The organism is Oceanobacillus halotolerans (assembly GCF_010993955.1).
GTDB classification, from domain to species: Bacteria; Bacillota; Bacilli; order Bacillales; family Amphibacillaceae; genus Oceanibacillus_A; species Oceanibacillus_A halotolerans.
In genome coordinates this window covers 200,154-225,263 of sequence record NZ_WIXL01000004.1, presented here as the reverse complement: position 1 = coordinate 225,263, position 25,110 = coordinate 200,154, and the positions used below count along the sequence as shown (strand labels likewise).

The following is a 25,110-nucleotide window of genomic DNA, read 5'->3' as shown; positions in this document are numbered from 1 at the left end:
GGGAGGTAACCAAGGTGGAAGCAAGAGAAAGTTTTGATGAACAATTAGACGATTTAAAGGGAAAGTTTTTGGAGTTAGCAGACCATGCACGATTAGCAGTGGACCGATCCATTACAGCGTTAAATCACCAGGATATTGATGTTGCTTTAAAAGTTTTGGATGATGATGACCAAATTAATCAGTTAGAAGAAGAAATTAATGAAATGGCTACATGGCTTATTGCGAAAGAACAACCCCTAGCCTCTGATTTACGAAAATTAATTACCACGATTAAGCTTGCTACCGATCTGGAACGAATAGGTGATCTAGCGGTCAATATCGCAAAATCTGTCATTCGAATTGGCGAGAAGCCATTTGATATCCCTGTTCAGGACATACCAAAAATGGTGACAATGGCACGGGAAATGATCGATCAAGTATTAGAAGCATATAATGAGGAAGATATTCGGAAAGCAAAACAAGTTGCGGAAACAGATGATCATGTTGATCAATTATATGGAAAGCTGATCAAGGAGTTGCTAGAATATATGTCCAACCATCCTTCAACCATTACACAAATTACACAGTTAGCTTTTATTTGTCGCTACATTGAACGCATTGCGGACCACACGACTAATATTTCGGAAGGTGTTATTTATTTAGTCAAAGGGAAGCGGTTTGATTTAAATCAATAAGCACCAGAAAAATCCTTGATTCCATCTCAATAGGACCCAAGGATTTTTTTTGATATGGCGCTTCCCGAATTCTTTTATTGTTTTTACGTCGAAACATCTATATATAATACATTGTAAAATAGCGTCATTGATTTCCACTCCGGACAGTCGTTTTCACCACGGCACAAGTGCGACATCTGTTCAAACTGTTCGGTTTCACAGTGTCTTCTTCACCGCGGACAACGCTTCAGCTTCCTCAATCGAAAAGCGTAAGCGCCTTGATCACCCGATTAGAAAACTTGGCTTGTCGCCAAGCGGCGAAAGCCTTAGTTGCACTTATGCAGTAAGAAAATTAGTGTATTTCCGTAGCGGTAATTATAGCGAAAACATTTACGACTAATCACAAGGGGTGGCTGATTCCAAAAAAAGGCGTTACCTTAGGATAAGATAACGCCTGTGTGGCTGCTTATGCATGCATTAGTTATAAAATATTAAGAATCCCGAGAGTGATAAGGAGTAATGGTGGAATAAACGTCACATTTTGTAGATGTTTACTTTTAGACAAAAGAATACCAATATGAATACCACAATAGACAAATATTCCACTCATTAATGCAATTAAGATTGGTGTGAGGACAGGGGAGTAACCTAACATGGAAGCTCCAATACCAGCACCAAAAGCATCTAGGGCTAGTGCGATTCCTAACAAAATGGCTTCATTAATGGATATAGTTCCAGATTGATCTAAATCGGCCTTATCAGGTGTTGTTAATACGGTCTTGAATGTGCTCATTTGTTTATCAGATGCTTCTGTGGGAGATTCCGTTTTTGGTCGGAATATATTGACTAACGAAAAAATTCCAATTGCGATTAGGATGAACCCTCCAAGCATACTTGCTATATTTGGAGATAAAAAAGTAGTAAAGAGATTCCCGATGGTCATCGAAAGCAACACAACAATACCAGAACAGCACATGATAATGAAAAGAGCATTTACTGGTACATGGATTTTTCGCATTCCATACGTAACTCCAACACCAAAGCCATCTAAACTGACGGCAATGACCAACAGAAATAATCCTGTATAAAAAAGCATACCGACCAATCCTTTATCGATAACGTATTAGCAGTTGAAAAAAGAAACAATAGCTTTTGTGCGTTGACAAATTTTAACAAGACGACTTACTTTTACTTCCTTAATTATTGTATGGATTCAAATGGAAGGTGTGCTTAGGTAACTTCGCTTTATTTGTGGTAAAGTATTAGGATAGATGTTTTTTAAAAAGCGATTTAGAAAGGATTTTTACAATGGGAAAAACAGTTGTTTTAGCTGAAAAACCTTCTGTTGGTCGTGATATTGCTAAAGTGTTACATTGCACGAAAAAAGGTAATGGCTTTATGGAAGGATCAAAATATATTGTGACATGGGCACTTGGACATTTGGTGACATTAGCGGATCCCGAAGTTTACGATGATTCTTATAAACAATGGAACTTAGAAGATTTACCAATGCTTCCACCTCGGTTAAAATTAGTCGTCATTAAGAAAACAGGAAAACAATTTAATGTAGTGAAAACGCAACTTAACCGTAAAGATGTTCAGGAAGTGGTTATTGCAACAGATGCTGGAAGAGAGGGAGAACTGGTTGCACGCTGGATTTTAGAAAAAGCAAGGGTGAAAAAGCCAGTCAAACGGCTATGGATTTCATCCGTGACTGATAAGGCAATACGAGATGGGTTTAAAAAGCTGCAACCAGGTCATAAATATGAAAACCTGTATGCTGCAGCTGTAGCACGTTCAGAAGCAGATTGGTATGTTGGCTTAAACGCGACCCGTGCTTTAACAACTAAGTTTAATGCACAACTTTCTGGTGGCCGTGTTCAAACACCAACACTTGCGATGGTAGCAGCACGGGAAAAGGAAATTCGTGAATTTAAACCGAAAGACTATTACGGTATTCAAGCAAAGACGAAGAAAGGGATCACCTTTACATGGCAAGATGAAAAGCATAATAGTCGAATATTTAATAAAGCAAAAGCAGATCAAATCTATCAGCGAATCAACGGAAAGAAGGCAACCGTTTCAAAGGTAGACAAAACGTATAAGAAAAAGCATGCTCCACAATTATATGACCTTACAGAGCTGCAACGAGACGCGAACCGAATCTTTGGCTTTTCTGGAAAACAAACATTGTCGCTTATGCAAAAACTGTATGAACAGCATAAAGTACTAACCTATCCAAGAACCGATTCTCGTTATATTTCCACTGATATTGTACCAACATTAAAGGATCGTATTAAAGCATGCGAGGTAGACCAATATGCCTCCTTTGCTCGAAAACTAATCAATCGGGAGCGGAAATTGCCAAAATCGGTCGTAGATAATAGTAAGGTTTCAGATCACCATGCGATTATTCCGACAGAACAAGCTGTTCAGTTAAGTGCATTACAGGACAATGAACGAAAGATATATGATTTAGTCGTCAAACGATTTTTAGCAGTGTTGGCTGACCCATATGAATATGAACAAACGACGATTCATACGGAAATGGGAAACGAACATTTTGTGGCGAAAGGAAAAGTAGTCCAAAAACTTGGGTGGAAAGAACTATATACTAATCAGCATGACGCTGCAGAAGAACAGGACCAGCACCTTCCATCATGGAAAAAAGGGGATACCTTAACCGATATATCGGTTTCTCTAACAGAAGGACAAACAAAGCCACCTGAGCGGTTTACCGAAGGATCGCTGTTACAGGCGATGGAAAATCCAGTTAAATATTTGCAGTCAGATGATAAAACGTTAGCAAAAACAATCCATCAAACAGGTGGACTAGGGACAGTTGCTACACGTGCAGATATTATTGATAAACTTTTCAATAGTATGTACATGGAAATGAAAGGGAAGTCTATTTATCTGACATCAAAAGGCCGACAGTTATTAGACCTTGTTCCAGAAGATTTGCGTTCCCCAGCTTTAACAGCAGAATGGGAGCAAAAGCTTAGCCGAATTGCAGAAGGAAAACATAGTAAAAATAAGTTTATTGGAGAAATGAAGGATTATGCGAAAGAAGTTGTCCACGAGATAAAAAACAGTGACAAAGGCTTTAAGCACGACAATCTAACTGGATCCAAATGCCCAGACTGTGGCAAACTTATGCTAGAAGTTAAGAATAAACACGGAAAAATGCTCGTTTGCCAGGATCGTTCTTGTGGCCATAAGAAAAATATTGCCAAACAAACGAACGCTCGCTGTCCAAACTGCCACAAACGGATGGAGATGCGAGGAGAAGGCGAAGGAAAGATGTTCTTCTGTAAATGTGGGCACCGTGAGAAACTATCTACTTTCAATGAACGCAAACAACGGGAGAAAAAGCATAAAGTATCGAAAAAAGACGTCAATAAATATTTGAAAAAACAAGATGATGGATTTAAAAATAATGCCTTAGCAGATGCATTAGCCAAATTAAAGAAAGATTAAAGTGAGTATTTTCCACTGCGTCATAGAAGGCTACAATTGTTATAAAAAGGGCAAAATGAAAAACAGCTATTCCCGACCATTGGAATAGCTGTTTTTAAGTGGAAAATTTTCCAGTAAAAAACAACGACAATCCCTACTATTTTAATATGAATAATGATAATATATTAAAGTTGCATTTTTGCCATGGTATGAAGGGAAACTATATTACAAGCTAGCTAAATATATATGTGTTTTCTACTAAACAACTATGACTATTAACATAAAGAAGGTGAAATAAATGGAGGAAACAAAAGATTCTATTTTTGTTCGATTCTTAAATCGAATTGAACGAATCGGAAATAAATTACCGGACCCATTTATGCTATTTGTTGTCTTAGCTTTTATTGTAATGGGACTATCCTGGGTTATCTCCTTATTTGATATCACGTTTACCCAACCGGGAAGTGACGAGGAAATGACAATTCGTAACCTATTATCTGGGGAAGGCTTGCAGTTTATGGTAACATCGGTCCTCGATAACTTTGTAGGCTTTAAACCCTTAGGTATTGTGTTAACGATGATGCTAGGGATTGGGCTTGCTGACAAAGTAGGATTATTAGAAACGTTTATTAAAAATACAATCCTACAAGCACCAAAATCGTTGATTACATTTGCCGTGATTTTTACAGGTATTTTAGGTAACCTAGCAGCAGATGCAGCATTTGTTATCGTGCCACCACTAGCTGCAATGGTGTTTTATAATGTAGGTAGACATCCATTAGCTGGACTAGCAGCTGGGTTTGCCGGTGTTGGATCAGGTTTTACTGCTAATATTATTGTTTCGAATACAGATGCCGTCCTTTCTGGGATATCAGCAGAAGTGATGGAAACAATTGAAAATGCTGTTACGGTTACACCAGTGGACAACTGGTATTTCATGCTCGTATCTGTTATTTTCCTTTCTATTACTGGTGCACTAATTACGGAGAAAATCGTAGAGCCAAGACTTGGTACGTATGAGGGAAATAACACAAAAGTATTTGAAGAAACGACACCATTAGAGAAAAAAGGACTACGTAATGCCGGCCTAGCCGGACTTGTTTATATTGGCCTTCTTTTACTGGTGATCTTTTTCCCTGATTCTCCACTTCGAAATGAAGAAGGTGGGCTTATTCCATCGCCATTTATTGCTGGTATAGTACCAATTATTATGTTGTTCTTTATCACGCTAGGTGTTACCTATGGGGTTACTGTGAAGAAGATTGAAAACACACGGAACATCGCCCAATATATGGGAGAAGCAATGAAGGACTTATCTGGATTTATTGTGCTTGTATTTGCTGCAGCACAATTTATTGCATATTTTGAATGGTCTAATATCGGAACATGGCTTGCCATTAACGGTGCCTCGTTCTTAGATTCTGTAGGATTAACAGGAATTACGGTCGTTATTGCCTTTATCCTATTAACAGCATTATTGAATTTATTGATTTTCAGTGGCTCAGCACAATGGGCATTAGAAGCACCTGTCTTCTTAAAAATGTTTTATTTCTTGGATTATCATCCTGCCTTTATTCAAGCGGCATATCGTATTGCTGATTCATCGACAAATATTGTAACACCGATGAACCCATACTTTATTATCGTGCTTGGATTTATGCGAGAATATGATAAAAAGGCAGGACTTGGTACATTGATTGCATTGATGTTGCCATATAGTATCATTTTCCTTATCGTATGGATTATTTTATTACTTGGATTTGTCTTCCTTGGTATTCCATTTGGACCAGGAATAGGGGTTCATGTATAGCATATTTCATACTGTGTTTCATACCGTTGTACTGAAAAACAGCTCGCCCTTTAATAGGCGAGCTGTTTTTATATTGGATCTTTTCGTAAGGCTGTTTTCTAAAAGATCGTTGCTCTAGTAAGTTTTATGGAATAATACATTTAAACTACGAAACTACTATGTTGGCCTCTGTCTTAGACAGTCGCTTTCATCGTTTCGGGTACAAATGCTACGTCCATGGCAGTGTAATTTAACCATTCATTCTTGAAAATGAAACAATCTTTTAATTAATCGCTTTTTTAATTGCAGAATTTATTCACAAAATGATTGTAATCGCATTCATAATTTTAAATATGTATGATAAACTGATAATAGACGTAGACAACAAAGGAAATGAACAGCATTCATTCACGCAAAAATGAAAGAAGTGAACACCAATTTAAAAGGAGGGGAAAGTATGTCAGATAAAGAAGCGTTGGCTGAAGCAACTGGGGCCAAGACTATTAATCAACTAGACTTTCGTTTAGGTGCTTTTGGTGCAGCAGTTCCATTGGTGTTTTTTGTCGTATGGGCAATTACGATTAGTGTCCTTCAGTTATCATCTGAAGTTGGGCTTGTCCTTGGTGCTGTTATTGGATTAACACTTGGTTTATTGTTTTGCAAAAGTAAGTGGGCTGATTATGCACAAGGATTATTTGATGGGTTAGCACAGCCAGTCGGTGTTATTGCAATGGTTGCATGGTTCTATGCAGGGATGTTCGCACAAGTCCTACAAGTAGGTGGATTAGTAGAAGGTCTTGTTTGGATTGGTGCAATCACTGGATTGACAGGTGGATTGTTTGTCGCCTTAACCTTTTTATTAGCAGCAACCTTTTCTACGGCAGTAGGAACTGGTTACGGTACAACGGTTGCTTTCTGTACACTGATGTTTCCTGCGGGTGTTGCCGTTGAGGCAGATCCAGTTATGCTATTTGCTGCTATTCTAGCTGGTGCAGTGTTTGGGGATAACTTAGCACCTGTATCAGACACAACAATCGTATCGGCTACAACACAAGATACGGATGTACCTGGTGTTGTACGGAGTCGTTTTAAGTATTCCATTGTTGCAGCTGTTCCAGCAATGGTGTTATTTGCCATTTTTGGTGGTGGTGGTGAAGCGATAGCAAACCAGTCCCAAGTTATGGAAGAGGCAACAAATCCAGCTGGTTTGATTATGTTGGTTCCTTTTGCAATTGTACTTATTTTAGCTTTATCTGGACAGCATTTAATTACGTCTCTAACATGGGGAATTATTTCCGCAATTCCACTAATCGTTGTATTAAACTTAGGAACATTCGGTGATATCATTCGGTTTAATGCAGAATCCGATGCTATTGTAGAAGGTGCATTAGTAGATGGGTTAACAGGATACTTTAATATGGCGATTCTTATTCTATTAATTGTCGCAGCAGCACATTTGTTACGTTTAGGCGGAACAATGGAAGCGATTACAAGAGGGCTTGTTAAATGGATCAAAAATTCTATTCGTAAAGCAGAGGTTTCAATCTGGGCGATTGTGGCATTATTAAATAGTTCGATTACGATTAACACAGCAGCTGAAATTGCTGCAGCGCCATTTGTAAAAGAACTAGGGGAGAAATACAAGATTCATAGTTATCGTCGCGCAAATATGTTAGATGCCGTGACATCTGCTCTTGGTTATATATTCCCATGGGGTGCACCAGTATTATTAGGTTGGACGACAATTCAAACCATGCAAGAAACTTATGAATGGTTGCCAATTGTTGGACCAACTGAAGTATTCCCATTTGTCTTCCAAGGTTGGTTCCTAGTCATTGTCATGCTTATAGCAGCATTAACTGGTTGGGGACTTCGTTACCAAGGGAAGAATGGAGAGGAATTAAAAGAGCCACCAAAAGATGCAACATAATAGATCACACTAAAAGGTTTAGAGAAACTTTCTCTAAGCCTTTTTTGATAGATTGGATCTCTCTTCCTATTTACTGGCTAAAAATATCACATCAATCGTATCTCCCGTCTAGCATGTCTTGTACATCGTAGGTATAACGAAGGTTTTTCGCCATAAATACTTGGAAAGAAGCCAAGTTTTCTAAGTATGTATATTAGATGAAAAAATATTGGCTTTCAATGAAGAAAAAAAGATGGGAAAAGGTGAATCGAAAGCACTTATCAGTTCACAAATCAGTATGTAGAGATGTAAAAACAGCATTGAGACTGCTTGTCAATGCACCAATAACAAGAATGATAGAAAAAGAGAACAGAGAACTATTATCGATGTCATTTTAAGGAGGGATAATAGCTAAAACGGAATCGACACCGCTTGTCGATATCAAAGCGAGCAAGAAAAACAGTCAAAAGGGAACAAAAATTGCTTGTCGAAACCAAAACAACCAAATGATCCTACTAAAACATAACTTAAATTATGCACATCCTAACCAATCAAGCAAGCGTTCTCCTCATTAATATTCCATTGTAAGGAAAGTCACAAAATAACAGATTACATTTTTCAGCTTTAGCAGCTTATTACCCTTTCTCACTCAGCGTAAACCCGTTAAAACATCCATTTCTAAATTGTATACTCAAGTATACATCACAATATCGTATGTTTGTGGTATTATCTGATTAGTCAAAAAAGACAAAAACAATTAAGGGTATATCGATGGAGGTTATGGTATGGAGAAGAAAGCGCAAGCAGAGAAAAGTGGTCATATTTATTTGCCAAACCATGAAGCGTATCATGAAAAAAGAAAAGTTTGGAATGGATGGATTGATCGATATCCTTCAGCGATTTTTGAATGTAAATCGGAAGAGGATGTTGTATCTGCCGTCAAGTATGCTAATGAACAAGATTTAGAGATTTCCATTAAAGGTGGTGGGCATCATATAGCAGGAACCGCTGTCTGTGATGGCGGTGTTATGATTGATATGTCTAAGATGAATGCGGTTGCTGTTGATTCTGATCGTTTATTGGTTGAAGCAGAAGCAGGTGCTACATTAAGTGATATTGATGAAGAGGCACAATTTTATGGATTGGCAACACCAACTGGAACTGTATCGGAAACTGGTATAGCCGGCTTAGCACTTGGTGGTGGGTTTGGGTATTTGAGAGGAAAGTATGGTTTAACGTGTGACAACATTGTTTCGGTACGGATGGTCACAGCCTCTGGTGAACTCATTACAGTGAATGAAGCAGAATATCCAGATTTATTCTGGGCAATTCGTGGTGGTGGTGGGAATTTTGGTGTCATTACTAGCTTTACGTTTCAATTATACCCAGTAGGACCAGAAGTGTTTGGTATTGATGTGATGTATGATTATAACGATGCAACAGAAATATTAAAGGAATTAGATGTTTATATGCAAGATGCACCTGATGATATTTCGATTAATTTAGCAATTTTACAACTACCTCCAGCACCTTTCTTACCAGAAGATCTTCACCATAAGCGTGTTATTACGTTATCCGGTATGTATATTGGTCCGCTAACAACGGAAAAGAAAGAAACAGTGATTCAGCCTTTACGGGAGCTGGCAGTACCGCTTATGGATCAAACTGGAATGGTTTCTTACATTGAATTACAAAAAAAGTTAGATCCAATGGTGCCAGATCATGTGCCAATGGATGGGACGTCACTGTTTTTAAACGAACTAAATGATGCTTTGATTAGTGAGCTCTTAGAACAAATTGAGAAGTCGAATGAGTTACCAATGGTAATGGCTCAATTGTGGGCTTTACATGGGGAAATGAATCGGGTTCCAGCAGATGAGACTGCCTTTGCCATTCGTGGTGCACGTTATTTATTGTTAATTGATGCAGAGATCCCTACAGATGAACCATCGAAATGCTTTAACTGGATGGATCAATTTTATGAAGCAATTCTACCATTTTCCTATCGCCACTCTTCTTATTTAAATGGTGTAAAAGTGGATCCCATTATTACGAAAAATACGTACGGAAATAATTTTGAGAAATTAAAAAAAATTAAGCAAAAATATGATCCAAAAAATAAATTTCGTCATAATCATAATATTAAATCAGAATAAACACCCTGTTTACATGGTTGAAAAGGGGTGTTTTGGATGGCAACACGTTTTATCCCGCATGTAACGGGCAGTAATACCCCCACTTCAAGATTTCTTAGGAGATCCAAGAAAGATAAGTGGGGGATCAAACTGCCCGTAAATGTCCGATTCGTTCAACTAACAATCAGTGGGGGAGTATTCGGAGCAATCCTGTTTTTGGTAAATGTATTTATGAATGTAAAAAAAGTAGATAGTGCTTCGAGATTTAATAAGAACATATCTTAAGGAGGTGTTCAAATGTCAGAAGAAGAAAAAGTAGAAACGGAACTAGAAGATAAACAGACAGAAAAAGAGGAAGCAGCACAAACTACTAAGGAAGAAAAAACCCCAACAGTTACGGTTGCTTCTAAAGAGGAACAATCCGACAACAATGACTCGAAAGAAAAGTCAGATGTAGATCAAAATAAAGGGATGGCTATTTTAGCTTATATCATTTTCTTTATTCCACTACTTGCTGCGAAAGAATCACCATTTGCCATGTATCATGCAAACCAAGGATTAACCTTATTCTTGTGTGGCGTTAGTGTGTATATTGTTGGTACGATCATCCCTATTATTGGATGGTTGTTCATTTTGCCGTTAGGTAGTATAGGTTTATTAATACTAGCTATTATGGGAATCATTAATGCAGCAAATGGCCATGAAAAACCGCTACCATTAATAGGTAAGATCCAATTAATTAAGTGATGAATTGGGTAGGCAGCTAGGGGGAACTGCCTACATCTAATTCACATTAATTCCATGATCCGTTTAATTAATTGGGAACGGTTTTTCACTTGGACTTTGTGGAAAATGCGAGAAATATGTTTTTTGACCGTGATTTCAGCAATATAAAGTTCCTTTGCGATAGCAGCATTTGTTTTTTCTTCTAAAATTAAGGTAACAATATCAACTTCTCTATCGGTTAAGGAAAAGGTTTCCTGTAGCACCTTTTGCTTGGAATTAGATGATAGACTGTTGGTTAAATGCTGTAAATAAGTCGCTAATTTGGGTCCACGAACATCAAGAAAGTAGGTTGTACTAGGATTATCTTCTCCGTAATCATAATGGGTTGCTTCTGGAATAGTGTCAAACCCAAAGTTCTCCAATAATTCCTTGAAAAATGGTAATGGTGTGGATGCAATTATTTTACCACCTGTTAAAAGTAATGGAAATAAACTATATAAAGTAAACGATCGTGCAGCGGTGTCAGCAGGGTCCAGGTAATCAAATAAACGAATGAAATAGCCTGCATTGTCAGATGGCTCCGCTGCATATTCTTTTCTTTCTTTCTCTGATAATTGCTTGAAGTATGCCCTTGAGATTGGTTCTTCCATTAACACCTGTAGTGTATCTTTATTAATTGGAACGATGATAATAAGCCCGACGGTTATGCCATGTTTGTTTTTTAGTAAATTCGTTCCCTTGTAATCTATTTTTCGTACATAATGATCATCTAGTATCTCCAACTCTTTTTGATTGTGCGCTAACGATGCGTAAAAGCGATAGGATTGATTCGTTTGTCGATTGTAAAATTGCGCCTCACTTTCTGATTGGCTTTGTTTCCGTTTTTGAAAGAATTCGGTTACTTCGTGAATGTTATACTCGCCAACTGGCTCTAAGTACATAGATGTGTCGATTGATTCTTGGAAAAAAACGGATTGAATAAACTCGTCCCCTAGATGATAGAAAAAGGATGCAACATCAAGTGGAGATCTCGTAGCAAGTGTTTTCTTATAAAAATAGGCTGCACTTCGCTCATTCAATAGTTGATGCCAGTCTGGATTTCGGTGTTTTAATTCCATCCGAATGGCATCACGTATGAGTTCATGCATGCCCCACCCTTGTTTAGTGGGTTTAACAAATGATAAGGATGTTAATGCTTGAAATACTTTTAATGGAACATCTCGCTTTAAAATGATGGAGAGAATAGATTGATCAAACCGATTTAGCATGGCAGCTGCTTCTACATATTCGTGCATATCCTCCTCTTTTACTTCTTTCAACCATTGTTTGGTGAGCTCCATTAAAATCTGTGACGATTCTTTCGTTAATAATGTCGTATCGAATTCGTTTTGATTTTCAGCAATGATTGTAGCTAGAGAAAGGGTTAGTGGATGCCCTTTTGTGAATTGCCAAAGTGTTTGAACATTTTCCTTTTGGTTAATATTAAAATTTGCTAAATAGCGGCGTGTTTGCGAAAAGGAAAAATCACCTAACTCCATTTCTTTTACTACTTTTCGCCATGCGGGTGATGCAATCCATTCGTTTGATAATGGCTGTCTGCCAGAAAGGATTATATGTATATTAGATGGCATATTGCGTACAAACATTTCCCGAAACCAACGATCAAGCGAATCCATATACTCATAGGAGTCAATAGAAATGATAATTGGCTGATTTACCGGAATTACTTTTAACAGTCGAAAGGTTTTTCGCAATGAAATGGTTTCTAAATCAACTTCGATATCTGTATGTGTTTCCAATTGAAATAATAAATGTTCTAGAAAGCTTTCTGTTGTATGTGAAAAATCTTGACTATCTAATTGGATAAAAATGATTCCAAGCTGTTCGGCTATACGATGATATTCATTAAGTAAATAGGTTTTTCCAACTCCACCAGGTCCATGTAAGTGAAGTAGCCTTATAGGATCTTGTGATTGTAACTGATTCTTAAACCATTCCAATTCTTCATCTCGACCGACAAATGTATCTCCTTCCATATAACTGAGAAAACTATCGATCCGATCCTCTGGTTGTGTACCAATTTTTTGTTCCCCAAAATCCATCCTAAAACCTCCATGATATTTTTTAGAAAAGTACAATTATTATAAATATATAGGACTAAAGATGCAATGTCAATGTGCATGATAAATGAAAGAGAGAATGGTTTACTTCTTTAAAATGGACATGTATCATTAGGGATAGGGAATTTTTTATTTCCAAAAATAGTTCATAAGATTACTTCGATAGATTATCATAGGTGAAGGAGGAATAAGCGATGGCTTTTGTTATCTTAGATCCGTGTGGACCGGAAAAAGCGGCAGAATGTGTAAGCGTTTGTCCAGTCGATTGTATTGAGGAAGGACCAGACCAATTTTACATAGATCCAGATGTTTGCATTGATTGTGGAGCATGTAAGGCAGTTTGTCCTGTCTCAGCAATTGAGGAAGAATACGATCTTACTCCAGACCAAGAAGTCTTTTTAGAAAAAGCAGAAGCATTTTTTGCTGATCGCTAAATCTTTTATATAAAGAATCCCCATTGCAATGGAAATCTGTTGTAATGGGGTTTTTTGTTTTCTTAGGATCGTTGTTATATTTTCTACATTTAGGGTAAACACTATATAAACTAATCTGTCGTTCCTATAAGGAAATGGGAATAGTAGGGGATATGTTTTCATGCTTCTATAAGCTATGATAAGAGTACCTTACAACGGAAAAGTAAGGTCTAACCAATAAATCACCTAAACTAGTTTGATACAACGAAATAGAAAGGAGAGTAGAAAATGGCACAAAAAGAATTGTTACCATTACAAATGGAATGTACGATGCTATTTCAAAGCAATCCATATATGACTAAAACAATCGAAGAAGTAGCCAACATGCTTGCTAAACCAATAGAAGATGTCAAACCAATCATTACACTGCTACAAAAGCAGGGTATTATTGAAGATGTTGGAGATCCAGTAAAGCCGCTATATCGATACAAAGAACCAGCCGTTATGACAAAATTATCGACAACGGGTGATGTGAAATAATATGAAACACCTGGAACTCCTAAAGGAATTGCAATCGATATATGCGGAACGTTATGGTCTCACGATAATAACGACGGATTCTAGTGGACAACTACTGGTAGAAAAAGGTGGGAAGAATGAACTGTGCAAAATCCTTTATGAATCATTCGTAAAACAGGTAAAGGAAAACGTAAAGCGAAATTGGCAGTTCAGGACTCCCGTTTTTTATGATATTTGGCCAGGGATTTATACAATTGTCACTCCTATTCACATCGAAGGAGGACATACATACATGTTGTGGGCTGGTCTTTTTATAGAAGAAGACACAGCAGAATTTGTGAAAAAGCAACTTTCACAGATGGATATTACCCAAAGGGATTGGGATCTGATTTTAGCAAACACTCCTGAAATAACACAATCTAATAGGGAGGAAATCCTCCATGCAAATCGTAAACTAGCGGCATTAATCGAATTATGTTTGAAAGAATCAGAGGGTCAAAATCTTTTTCAGCTGCAAAATCAGCTTTTTCAGCAGGCATTCACCACTAAAAATGACATGGAGGCTTTATTTCATGATTTTATTTCCATCTATCAAACGTTTGATTTCTTTGGATTGGCTTCTAAACAACAGGGGGATACATATGAGGTAACACATATTGTTGGAGAGAACACAGCCACTTTCCAAGGCGTACAGTTTGTTCCAGGAGAAGGGTTTTTAGGTAGAGTAATCATTACAGATGAACGGGGATTTTTAGATAATGCGAATCAAGACCCGAGAACATTGATGTTCAGACAGAGCCTGGAAAGTCAGCCCAAATCGTTATTTGCCTGTCCAATAAAGCAACAAAATGGTGAAAAAGCTGTGTTTTTCGGGGGAAGTTTTACTAATTCACGAATATCTAAAACATCACAAGAATTAGTAAAGATGATTGCAGCCATAGCTGAGGTTCGCTTACAAATGGACATGTTACAATCAGAACAGTATCAACAGCTAAACCGGCTAACAGCTTTGATCGAGATCTGTAAATTAATGGCTATTACACCAGATGTGAAACGAATTATTTATATATTAGTGGATATAAGCCTAAATTTAGTAGAAGGCGGGTTTTCCTGTTTAGTCCTTCATGATAAGGAAACAGATAATATGAATGTCGTCTCCCGAGGGAATTGGAAAGGGCATATGGAGGAATATGTGAAGGATGCAGCAAAACGATATCAGTTGGAAAACCGAAAGCAGTATCAACCAGAAGCAGCAACTCCACATGTTCACGAAGTAAGTTGGGGAGCAAGTATCATTGAGTGTCCATTAATATATCGAGATCAATTACTTGGAATTTTATGTGTTGGTACGACAAATCAATCCAATCAAGTAATAGAGAAACATGCGAATTTTCTTCAAACCTTAGCTATTATTGGTGGTGTATCATTACAACTTGCCAGTCGAGGAGAAGAAAATTACCTGGATCAACAGGTCAATACGTTATTTCGAGCTATCCAACAATTTGATAATGAGACCTTTACACAACTTGAAAAAGCTACGAATATGGCAGGGGAATTCGCAACAAAACAAGGGTTGGCAGTTCCGATGATTAAAGCTATTGTGCAAGCTTGCCAACTATCTTATTATTCAGCTTCATTTTTAGAGGAAACGTTACAGGATTCGCATATTAGTATGATCGTCCAAGAAGCAAAAATACTAATGGATCAAGAGTATTCGATCAAATGGGAAGAAACAAGTGTCCCAGCTCAGATTGTGGCTTTAACACTTTCGTATACGAGAAACCATTCAATTGAGGATCTAAAACAAAAATCGGGTAATACGACGGGATTAATCGAATCATTTACTGCCTTTATCAATGAAACGCAAATTCAAGAAGATCAAATATCGCTGAAAGAAGAAATAAACATCGAGAAAAAATTGCATACGGTATCAACTACTATTAAAGAACTGAATCTATCTCCACGTGAACAAGAAGTATTGGACCTAGTAATACAAGGATTTAATAATAAGCAAATTGCTGAACAATTATATATTAGCGGTCATACCGTAAAAAACCATGTCACGAAGATTTTTCAGAAACTGAATGTTCCAGATCGTGCACATGCTATTTCAAAAGTTTATCAAATGCGACAAAACTCTAGCTAAGTCTCCTATTACAAGGAGGCTTTTTTTGTTGGCTATTTTCGAAAGGCTCTTTTCTAAAAGATTGTTGCTTTTAGGTATGAAACGTCATGTATGTAAGATGGATTATGTGACGTGAATTGTAACATATGAATAACATTAATGATCACTGATACAGAACAAACGGTAATAAACTCAAATAAAAAGTCCATTAGACCATCTCTATTGGACTGAAGTAAACGTGAACCCACTGAAAAAGTCCATTAGACCGTCTCTATTGGACCGAAGTAAACGTGAACGCACTGAAAAAGTCCATTAGACCATCTCTATCGGACCGAAGTAAACGTGAACCCACCGAAAAAGTCCATTAGACCGTCTCTATTGGACCGAAGTGAACGGAAAACCTCTGAAAAAGTCCATTAGACCGTCTCTATTGGACCGAAGTGAACGGGAAACCTCCGAAAAGTTCCATTAGACTGTCTCTATTGGACCGATTTGTACGGGGAAAATCACCATAAAGCCAATAGAAATTTAAACGATCCAAAGTACAACTACGACAATTGCATACGTCTAAAACTAACGGCATCTAGTTGCTGCCCATCATTATAGATTATGCGTCATAGAAAATAAGAGCCTTTTGAAAAGAGGGGAACGGAGTGATTCATTGATGTAAATAGCTTAGCGAGATGGAACTACTAGAACGTTTGGCATCTGTCCTATGTAAATAGTCCTACTAGGAAAAGCAATAGGAAGCGACTCCTATTCCTAATCGACTGCAGAACAGGAATGGTGGGGGATATTTTTTAAAGGGTCAACAAGGCATAATAGGGATTGTAAGTTGGTCAACAACGAAACACCAACAAGTCGACCATAACAGGAGGTGGAGACAATCAAATTAATCAATGTCAATACGGATCAGGTTATTGCTGATGACGTAAAAGGAGCTTATTCATTTTGGACCCGCTTGAAAGGGTTAATGTTTACAAAACGTATGTCTAGTCAAACAGGACTTCATATCTCTCCTTGTACATCGATCCATACATTCTTTATGAACTTTCGCATTGATATTTTATACCTAAATAAAGCAAACGAGATTGTAGGGGTTGACGAAAACATGGAGACTGGAAAAATTGGCAAAAGGTATCTTAATACAAAATCAGTAGTAGAACTTCCCGCAGGCACGATTAAGGAGACCTCTACAGTTATGGGACATACGGTAGCATTTGTTGATTAGGCATACCAAAGTATTCATAAAAAATAATTATTTCATATAAAAGGAGCGATTTTGATGTTAAACAAAATTAAAGGATTATTCATCGAAGAAAAAGGACAAGGCATGACAGAATACGGTTTAATCTTAGGATTAATTGCAGTGGGTGTCATTACAGCCCTAGGATTCTTAGGCGGTAACATTTCAGACTTATTCGATGGCTTAAAAGACAAAATCCCGACAATCGGAGCATAATAAAACAACTTTAAATTAAAAGGAGCGATTTTGATGTTAAACAAAATTAAAGGATTATTCATCGAAGAAAAAGGACAAGGCATGACAGAATACGGTTTAATCTTAGGATTAATTGCAGTGGGTGTGATCACAGCACTAGGATTTCTAGGCGATAACATTTCAGACTTATTCGATGGTTTAAAAGATAAGATCCCTACAATTGGAGCAGAATAAAAAATTTAAAAATTAGAGGAGCGATTTTGATGTTAAACAAAATTAAAGGATTATTCATCGAAGAAAAAGGACAAGGCATGACAGAATACGGCTTAATCTTAGGATTAATTGCAGTGGGTGTCATTACAGCACTAGGATTCCTAGGCGATAACATTTCAGACTTATTCAATGGCTTAAAAGACAAAATCCCAACAATTGGTGCTTAATAAGTTACTTTTATACTAAGTTGCTTTCACAACAGATGTCGCACTTATGACCTGGTGAAACGTAGTGTTTTCCGTAGCTCAAATTCTATGAAGCATCATATAGATGTTGCGATGTTAACAACAATCAATAACACAAAAGGATCCTACACTAATAGGGTCCTTTTCAAACAAAATCAAACTTCGAATGAAAGGATGGACAAGATGATTGATATATTTCTTCTATTTATATTATTAATTTGTGTCATTACTGACTTGAAGAGTCGAAAAATCTATAACAATGTTATATTTCCAGCACTTCTCATAACCTTTATCTATCATTTTGCTACTGACGGATGGGATGCTTTGAGCCATTCTTTCATTGGTTTTTTGATTGGATTTGGTTTGCTGTTAATCCCTTATTTTATGGGTGGCATGGGTGCTGGTGATGTGAAATTGCTTGGATTAATTGGTGCAATGAAAGGTGGAGCTTTTGTGTTCCAATCGTTTTTATATATTGCAATCATTGGTGCATTAATCGCGTTAGCAGTTATCCTATTCCGTCGCGATGTATTAAAGTCAATCATTTACTATTTTGCTAGTCTGAAATCTGGGGTCATATTAGAAGGCGGTATTGCAAAAGGTTCGTTAACAGCAACCTACCCATATGGTGTTGCGATCGCTGCAGGTGTAGTCATTACAATGGCTTTACAAGGGTGGCGGTTCCTATGATGAAAAAACAAGATGGCCAATCTTTAGTCGAGTTTGCTCTAGTCCTACCAATCTTACTCATGCTGGTCGTTGGTATTTTTGATTTTGGAAGAATCATATATACGCACTTGCAACTAGAACTAGTGACACAGGAATCCGTACGTTTGGCGGGATTAGGACAAAGTGATGTGACTGTAAGAGATTATGCTAAAAATCAGTTTCACGGAAATGCAGCAGAACTTGGGATTACGATTACCCCAACAGAAACAAATCGTTCTTCTGGACAATATGTCACGATTACAATGACATATCCAGAAGAATTTTTACAAGTATTAGGAGGGTTCGCACTCCCATACACCGTTACAACAAGTTCTACGATTCGAATGGAATGAGGTGATGAGAATGCGTTCTATTTTTAAACGATTGAAACGACAAGAAAAAGGAAATATTGCACTTTTAATGGCAGTAGCTCTTGGGGGCATGTTGCTGATGGTTGGGTTAGTAATCGATGGTGGACATTTATTTATGTCAAAAAGCCATTTACAGAAAACAGCTAACGCTGCAGCATTATCTGGCGCACAAGAGATTCCAAATACAGAAGCTGCTGTCAATCAAGTGGTTGCAGATGTTCTAGCATCCCATGAGGAAACAACAAGCTTACAAGAAAGCGTTATTGAACAAGGAAAACAAGTAAAAGTCGTATTACAAAAGGAAGTTCCTGTCTTTTTTGCAACATTATTCGGGGTTGATTCAATCCCAATTACGGTAAAAGCAACAGCTTCACTTCAAGTGATGGGCGCTGCAAAAGACGCTGTACCACTAGGTGTAGATGAATCAGTCGAATTAATCCCAGGTAAAATTTATGAACTAAAAGTAGATGCAGGGGACTCGATTAGTGGAAACTTCGGTGTATTAGCTCTCGAAGGACCTGGTGCGAAACTATATGGCGAAACACTGAAAGAGGGGTTTGGAGAACAAATTAAAGTGGGTGACATTATTAATACCCAAACCGGTAATATAGCTGGTGCGACTAGAGAAGGGATTAAACATCGAATTGATAACTGTCCATATCCAAGTGGTGAATATCATCACCGTGACTGCTCACGCATTATGCTCGTATTAGTGTATAAGCCTCACAGTCAAACAACAAATCAATTAAAAAGTGTGGAAGTAACAGGCTTTGCATACTTTTATATAACAGAACCGATGAGTAACAATGACACATCGATTAAAGGGGAATTTATTGAGCGTGCTGGTACAGGGTTACCTGCACAACAAACTGTAAACGATCGTGGTGCATATACAATTACATTAATTGAGTAGGTGGTGAAATAAATGAAACGAAAACGAATATTTTTATTAGCATTATTGTCTGGTATCGTCACAACGGGTTTATTTTTCGTACTCATAAACCAAACCGCATCTAGTTCGGATGTAGTAGAGGAAGCAGTAGAAACGGTTTCAGTAGTTGTTGCAGCTGAAGATATCAAAAAAGATCAGCATATTACAGAAGAACAGGTTGCTTTAAAAGAAATGCCCAAAGATCAAGTGCATCCAGAAGCAATCCAAGAACTAACAGATGTCGTTAATGCTTATTCCGACTCAGAGATCAAATCTGGTGAGGTGATCTTGCACCATCGTATCCAAGAACAGGAAGAGGAAAAGGATGTCGTATCCCGTAAGATTCAAGAAGGATATCGTGCTGTATCCGTACAAGTTGATTATGTAACAGGTATTTCTAACTTGCTACAGCCAGAAGACATGGTCGATGTTGTGTTATCAACGATTAACCCAATGAAAACGGAAATTATCTTAGAACGAGTCCGTGTATTAGCAGTTGGGGAGCGATTAGTAGAGGAAAAAGAAGATGGAACAGAAGTTCAATACCAAGCGGTTACATTGGAAATGAAACAAGCGGATACGGTTAAAGTCGTCGATGCGAGTGTTCGTGCAGCAGAAGGTGGAAAACTGCAGCTTGCCTTATATAGTAAATACGATCCATTAGAAGAAACAGCTAAAGTAGAGAAGTCAGATGTTATAACCGAAAAAATGGAGGTTATTACCATTCCATATGAATCTAATATCCGAACGGCACCTGATTTAACGGCATCTGTTCTAACCGTTGTAAAAAAAGATACGCCATTAGTAGTGCTACAAGAAAAAAAGACGAAGAAGATTACATGGTATGAAGTAGAAACCCCTGATCAACAAAAAGGCTGGATTAGCAACCGCATTGTTCAACAAAAAGAAAACTAAGGAGGTGGATGGATGATGAGTAAAAAACAAGCGAAATTAATTGCTGTTTGTAGTGCAGTAGGTGGAACTGGTAGAACAACCATAACCGTAAACTTGGCAACAGCATTCGCAAAACGTGGGTTGAAAGTAGGCATTGTTGATGGCGATCTTCAATTTGGGGATATCGCGATGGCATTGGATGTGCAGCCAAGTTTAACCCTGAAGGAAATCTCAGAACGTTCAGATGTAGATAATATTCGGCTCTATTATACGAATCATCCATCTGGAATCCAATTGTTGGCAGCACCTACTCGTCCAGAATTTGCCGATATCATTGATAATGCTATTTTCCAAGCGGGAATTGAAGCAACAAAAGAATATATGGATATAACAATTGTAGAAACACAAGCAGGTTTACAAGAAAAAGCGTTAGAAGTAATGGAAAAAGCAGACGAAATTTTACTTGTTACAACGCCTGCTATGCATGTGTTAAAAAATACAAAGTTAATGATTGAAACGATAGAGGCACTTGGTATGAAAGAGAAGATAACGGTAGTAGTAAATAAAGCTGGTGGCTCATCCGTTATGAAACGATCAAAATTGGTGGATATTCTTGGTGTGGATCGTTTAGTAGTCTTACCAGCTGATTCTAAGCATGTGAATGAGTCATTAGATTTAGGACAGCCACTTGTAGTTACACATCCGAAGCACATCTTTACAAAAGAAATGGAATCGGTAGCGACAACACTGACAGGCGAGAAGACTTCCCGCCAAAAGAAGTTTTATTTATTTCAACCGAAACGATTGGTAGGTGATAATCAATGAGTTTACTAGAAAGGTTACAATCCAAACAACAGGGTGAACAGATGCCTAAAGAAACATTCGAACAAAAAGTAGAAAAGGTAGCACCAGTTTCAACAATAATGAAGAAAAAGAAAGTGCCTTCTGCAGAAACAAAGGCCTATAATGAATTAAAAAATCTAATCTATAAATATATTCTTAGAGAACGAAAAGAGGAAGATGTTGAGGAGATTGTGTCTGATTTAGATGCGATTATCACCGAAATCCTCAAGGAAAACGAAGACTTAAAGACGGTTAGTGATTGGAAAAACATCAAGGAAGAAATAAAAAACGATCTAACAGGGTATGGTCCTATCACCCCATTACTAAATGATGAGAGTGTATCAGAGGTAATGGTAAACGGGCCAGAACAAGTCTATGCAGAACGTAATGGTCGCCTGCAGTTAACCGATGTGACATTTCGTGATCATGAACATGTCATGAACGTATTGGAAAAAATTGTTGCACCCCTTGGCCGAAGAGTGGATGAAAGCAGTCCGATGGTAGATGCCAGATTAAAAGATGGCTCTAGGGTGAATGCCATTATCCCACCTCTTGCGTTAAATGGTCCAACGATTACGATTCGTAAATTTTCTAAAGATCCTTTTACCGTAAATGATTTGATTCGTTTTGGCACCTTAACTGAGGAAATGGCTGATTTTGTAAAAGCATGTGTAGAAGCGAAGTTAAACATTTTTGTTAGTGGTGGAACTGGTTCAGGGAAAACGACAACCCTAAATGTATTGTCATCCTTTATTTCCAATGAAGATCGAATTGTGACGATTGAGGATGCTGCTGAACTTCAACTTGGACAAGAACATGTCGTGTCATTGGAAACAAGACCAGCTAATATCGAAGGAAAAGGTGCGATTACGATTCGTGATTTAGTCCGAAACTCGCTTCGTATGCGTCCTGACCGTATCGTGATTGGGGAGGTCCGAAGTGGAGAGGCACTTGATATGCTCCAAGCGATGAACACTGGTCATGATGGTTCACTGGCAACAGGACATGCGAACAGTCCGCGGGATATGGTAGCCAGACTGGAAACAATGGTATTAATGGCTGGAATGGAGTTACCTGTAAAAGCGATTCGCGAGCAAATTGCTGGTGCCTTGCATGTGATTATTCAGCAATCTCGTTTGAAAGATGGATCAAGGCGGATTACGAATATTACCGAAGTACAAGGCTTAGAAGGGGATGTCATCGTATTACAGGACATTTTCACCTTTAAGCAATTTGGCGTCGATGAAAATGGTAAGATTATTGGAAAACTTGTCCCAACAGGAATACGTCCGAAATTTTATGAGCGTATGGAAAGTGAAGGAATTCATTTACCAGCATCTATTTTTATGGAAAAGGAGTGATAAAAGATGGTCATGCTCCTAATTGTCGGTATATTTATGACGGTTTTTTTATTACTCATGGCAATGTTTACAACGAGGGGTACTACAGATGTAAGAAAAGAAAAAAGGGTACGGCAATTCAAACTGCGTGATGGATTAAAAAGTGGAAATGACCGACTAAAGGCACTTTTAATCCGAAAGAAAAAACCAACGAAGAAAAAGAATCACTTAGCACAAAAGTTAAGTGTCGCTGGTGTTCCGATGAAGGTGGAGGAATTTATTGCCTTTCAATGGATACTAGGGTTCATTATTGGTGGCATTCTTTATTTAGTTACAAACCAACTATTAATGATTGTAATTGGATTTCTTCTCGGCTATAAATTGTTAGGTCTATGGTTAAGTAACAAGGAGAAAAAACGAATTAAGCAATTTAATGAGGGACTTCCTAATATGCTAACCTCGATGATTGGATCGCTTCGTGCTGGGTTTAGCTTTGTTCAATCTTTGCAGTTAGTGGCTGAAGAATCCTATTCCCCGATTAAAGAAGAGGTAGCGCTTGTCTTGAAGGCCATGCAATACGGAACAAGTTTGGAGGATGCGTTGTTAGACTGGAAAGAACGGATGCCTAGTGAAGACTTAGAATTATTAGTGGAAGCTATTTTAATCCAACGTCAAGTAGGAGGAAACCTTGCATACTTGTTAAACAAAATTGTGGAAACAACACGTGAACGAACAAAATTAGAAAACCAAATAAAAACATTGACCGCACAAGGAAGATTATCAGGGATTATTATTGGGATCCTTCCTGTTGCACTAGGACTAATCATCTATGTCATCAATCCAGCGTATATGACGACATTATTCACGAATCCAATTGGGTTAATGATGGTCGGTGTAGCACTAGTTAGTGGTGTAATTGGTTTTATCTTAGTCCAAAAAATTACAACGATTGAGGTGTAGAATATGGTTTTGTATGGTGCTTTATTTATCTTTATGAGCTTATTCGTTTATGCATTGGTTACATTGGTAACAGCCAAAAGAAGTCATCTGCAAAATCGTATTCAAACCTATTTTGCAACAGATGTAGCTGCCTCTAGTCAAACATTGAATGACGAAGAAGAAAATGTCTCGTTTTACGAGCGAATGATTGCACCGTTTTGGGATCAAGCAAAGCAATCGTATAAGAAAAAGTTAGGTAATGACGTAACATCAAAATTGGAGATGAAACTATTACAAGCTGGTCTTTCAACAAGTCCTGTTGGTTTTAAGCTTTTCCAACTGTTATTGTGTGTTGTTTTTATCGCAATTGGTGTAGGCTACGGTCTTTTATCAGGTCAAAACCCAGGTATAGCTATTTTAATCGCTGTGACTGGCATAGCTATCGCTAGTTTTTTGCCTAATTATTATTTAAAAACAAAAGCAGGAAAACGGAGTCAGCAAGCAGAGAAGGAAATCCCAGATTTATTGGATTTATTAACAATTAGTTTAGAAGCAGGCCTGGGATTTGATGCGGCATTAGCACAGGTAGTGGCGAAAAAACATGGTGTTTTGTCTGGTGAGTTTAAAACAGCTCTAGAAGAAATGCGATTAGGAAAAACTCGAAAAGAAGCGCTGAACGATATGACACAGCGTCTATTATCAGAAGATTTACGTTCATTGATTTATAGTATTATTCAAGCGGATAAACTTGGCATAGGAATGGTATCCGTTCTTCGTGTACAAACAGAGGACATGCGGGAACGCCGAAAACAACGAGCAGAAGAGGCAGCAATGAAAGCTCCGATTAAGATGATGTTTCCACTTGTTATTTTCATTTTCCCGACCTTATTTATTATTTTATTAGGTCCTGCATTACTACAATTTATGGAAGCATTTTAAAAGGAGTTATCACGTAACATGTCGTGATAACTCCTTTTCTTAGTCTGTTGTTTCTTCTGCTAAGGTAGCGATTTTACTAGCAATCCAGCGTTTAGCTGTTTCCTCATCGACTTCATACACTTTTCCAGCACGTAATAAATCACCATGATAAGCGGTTTGTACATTCATTTTCACTTTTGTCATTTGATCTCGCTCCATTTATGTTTAATTCTACTACTAGTATAGTTCAAAAATGAGTGGAATCATAATGATTAATGCTCTGGTTTGGAGTGGCATGGGAGCTGGGTTGTAACTTGAGCGGTTAAATTGTGAACTTGAGCCTAAATGGTGCAAAGTTGAGCCATTCAACTGTGAACTTAAGCCAACTTCCAGCTAACTACCAGTTATATGCTATTGAG

Annotated in this window: 24 protein-coding genes; 21 read left to right on the top strand and 3 right to left on the bottom strand. The window is 37.7% G+C overall.

All coding sequences use genetic code 11. The features are described from left to right. Positions 1-14: 14 nt before the first annotated feature. Positions 15-674, top strand: coding sequence for a phosphate signaling complex protein PhoU (phoU, locus tag GHC26_RS07650; protein WP_163970667.1), 660 nt, complete (start codon positions 15-17; stop codon positions 672-674). Between the two features lie 460 nt (positions 675-1,134). Here the strand turns inward: phoU and ytaF are convergent, their stop codons facing one another. Next, entirely contained in the window at positions 1,135-1,749 is a 615-nt protein-coding gene (ytaF, locus tag GHC26_RS07645) for a sporulation membrane protein YtaF (RefSeq protein WP_163970666.1), read from the bottom strand. Between the two features lie 212 nt (positions 1,750-1,961). Here ytaF and GHC26_RS07640 point away from each other — a divergent pair, with 212 nt between their 5' ends. The 5 genes from GHC26_RS07640 (at position 1,962) to GHC26_RS16130 (ending at position 10,692) form a co-directional block, all read left to right on the top strand. Continuing rightward, entirely contained in the window at positions 1,962-4,133 is a 2,172-nt protein-coding gene (locus tag GHC26_RS07640; protein WP_163970665.1) for a DNA topoisomerase III, read from the top strand. 277 nt (positions 4,134-4,410) lie between these two features. Then, positions 4,411-5,922, top strand: coding sequence for an AbgT family transporter (locus GHC26_RS07635; RefSeq protein WP_163970664.1), 1,512 nt, complete (start codon positions 4,411-4,413; stop codon positions 5,920-5,922). 436 nt (positions 5,923-6,358) lie between these two features. Further along, positions 6,359-7,831, top strand: coding sequence for a Na+/H+ antiporter NhaC family protein (locus GHC26_RS07630; protein WP_163970663.1), 1,473 nt, complete (start codon positions 6,359-6,361; stop codon positions 7,829-7,831). A gap of 764 nt (positions 7,832-8,595) precedes the next feature. Next, on the top strand, positions 8,596-9,966 hold the full coding sequence (locus GHC26_RS07625) for an FAD-binding oxidoreductase (RefSeq protein WP_163970662.1): 1,371 nt from the start codon (positions 8,596-8,598) through the stop codon (positions 9,964-9,966). A gap of 276 nt (positions 9,967-10,242) precedes the next feature. Beyond that, positions 10,243-10,692: a DUF4870 domain-containing protein gene (locus GHC26_RS16130; RefSeq protein ID WP_318936994.1), complete on the top strand. Its 450-nt coding sequence runs from the start codon at positions 10,243-10,245 to the stop codon at positions 10,690-10,692. Between the two features lie 41 nt (positions 10,693-10,733). Here the strand turns inward: GHC26_RS16130 and GHC26_RS07615 are convergent, their stop codons facing one another. Next, positions 10,734-12,773, bottom strand: coding sequence for a LuxR C-terminal-related transcriptional regulator (locus GHC26_RS07615; protein WP_163970661.1), 2,040 nt, complete (start codon positions 12,771-12,773; stop codon positions 10,734-10,736). 212 nt (positions 12,774-12,985) lie between these two features. Between GHC26_RS07615 and GHC26_RS07610 the strand changes: the two genes are divergently transcribed. The 15 genes from GHC26_RS07610 (at position 12,986) to GHC26_RS07540 (ending at position 24,712) form a co-directional block, all read left to right on the top strand. Continuing rightward, positions 12,986-13,225 carry an indolepyruvate ferredoxin oxidoreductase subunit alpha gene (locus GHC26_RS07610; RefSeq protein ID WP_163970660.1) on the top strand — a complete coding sequence of 80 codons (240 nt, stop codon included), beginning with the start codon at positions 12,986-12,988 and terminating at the stop codon, positions 13,223-13,225. Positions 13,226-13,492: 267 nt separating this feature from the next. Next, positions 13,493-13,744: a hypothetical protein gene (locus tag GHC26_RS07605; protein ID WP_163970659.1), complete on the top strand. Its 252-nt coding sequence runs from the start codon at positions 13,493-13,495 to the stop codon at positions 13,742-13,744. A gap of 1 nt (position 13,745) precedes the next feature. After that, positions 13,746-15,869 carry a LuxR C-terminal-related transcriptional regulator gene (locus GHC26_RS07600; RefSeq protein ID WP_163970658.1) on the top strand — a complete coding sequence of 708 codons (2,124 nt, stop codon included), beginning with the start codon at positions 13,746-13,748 and terminating at the stop codon, positions 15,867-15,869. An 856-nt stretch (positions 15,870-16,725) separates the two neighbouring features. Beyond that, positions 16,726-17,079: a DUF192 domain-containing protein gene (locus tag GHC26_RS07595; RefSeq protein ID WP_163970657.1), complete on the top strand. Its 354-nt coding sequence runs from the start codon at positions 16,726-16,728 to the stop codon at positions 17,077-17,079. 54 nt (positions 17,080-17,133) lie between these two features. Further along, positions 17,134-17,310, top strand: coding sequence for a Flp family type IVb pilin (locus GHC26_RS07590; protein WP_163970656.1), 177 nt, complete (start codon positions 17,134-17,136; stop codon positions 17,308-17,310). 33 nt (positions 17,311-17,343) lie between these two features. Next, complete coding sequence (locus tag GHC26_RS07585) at positions 17,344-17,523, top strand: Flp family type IVb pilin (protein ID WP_163970655.1); 180 nt, start codon at positions 17,344-17,346, stop codon at positions 17,521-17,523. Positions 17,524-17,552: 29 nt separating this feature from the next. Continuing rightward, the gene (locus tag GHC26_RS07580) at positions 17,553-17,729 is read left to right on the top strand and encodes a Flp family type IVb pilin (protein ID WP_163970654.1); all 177 of its coding nucleotides are present in this window, start codon (positions 17,553-17,555) and stop codon (positions 17,727-17,729) included. Positions 17,730-17,930: 201 nt separating this feature from the next. Beyond that, entirely contained in the window at positions 17,931-18,437 is a 507-nt protein-coding gene (locus tag GHC26_RS07575) for an A24 family peptidase (RefSeq protein WP_163970653.1), read from the top strand. Then, on the top strand, positions 18,434-18,808 hold the full coding sequence (locus GHC26_RS07570; protein WP_163970652.1) for a TadE/TadG family type IV pilus assembly protein: 375 nt from the start codon (positions 18,434-18,436) through the stop codon (positions 18,806-18,808). The genes GHC26_RS07575 and GHC26_RS07570 overlap by 4 nt, the downstream gene beginning before the upstream one ends. A gap of 10 nt (positions 18,809-18,818) precedes the next feature. Further along, positions 18,819-19,739, top strand: a complete 921-nt coding sequence (locus GHC26_RS07565; protein ID WP_226376892.1) for a TadE/TadG family type IV pilus assembly protein — start codon at positions 18,819-18,821, stop codon at positions 19,737-19,739. Between the two features lie 12 nt (positions 19,740-19,751). Then, the gene (cpaB, locus tag GHC26_RS07560; RefSeq protein WP_163970650.1) at positions 19,752-20,672 is read left to right on the top strand and encodes a Flp pilus assembly protein CpaB; all 921 of its coding nucleotides are present in this window, start codon (positions 19,752-19,754) and stop codon (positions 20,670-20,672) included. A 15-nt stretch (positions 20,673-20,687) separates the two neighbouring features. Beyond that, positions 20,688-21,476, top strand: coding sequence for an AAA family ATPase (locus GHC26_RS07555; RefSeq protein ID WP_163970649.1), 789 nt, complete (start codon positions 20,688-20,690; stop codon positions 21,474-21,476). Continuing rightward, entirely contained in the window at positions 21,473-22,855 is a 1,383-nt protein-coding gene (locus tag GHC26_RS07550; protein WP_163970648.1) for a CpaF family protein, read from the top strand. Before GHC26_RS07555 ends, GHC26_RS07550 begins: the two co-directional genes overlap by 4 nt. Before the next feature lie 6 nt (positions 22,856-22,861). After that, positions 22,862-23,794 carry a type II secretion system F family protein gene (locus tag GHC26_RS07545; protein ID WP_163970647.1) on the top strand — a complete coding sequence of 311 codons (933 nt, stop codon included), beginning with the start codon at positions 22,862-22,864 and terminating at the stop codon, positions 23,792-23,794. A gap of 3 nt (positions 23,795-23,797) precedes the next feature. After that, entirely contained in the window at positions 23,798-24,712 is a 915-nt protein-coding gene (locus GHC26_RS07540; RefSeq protein ID WP_163970646.1) for a type II secretion system F family protein, read from the top strand. A gap of 39 nt (positions 24,713-24,751) precedes the next feature. Here GHC26_RS07540 and GHC26_RS07535 read toward each other — a convergent pair whose 3' ends face one another. Then, on the bottom strand, positions 24,752-24,895 hold the full coding sequence (locus tag GHC26_RS07535) for a hypothetical protein (protein WP_163970645.1): 144 nt from the start codon (positions 24,893-24,895) through the stop codon (positions 24,752-24,754). Between the last annotated feature and the right edge of the window lie 215 nt (positions 24,896-25,110).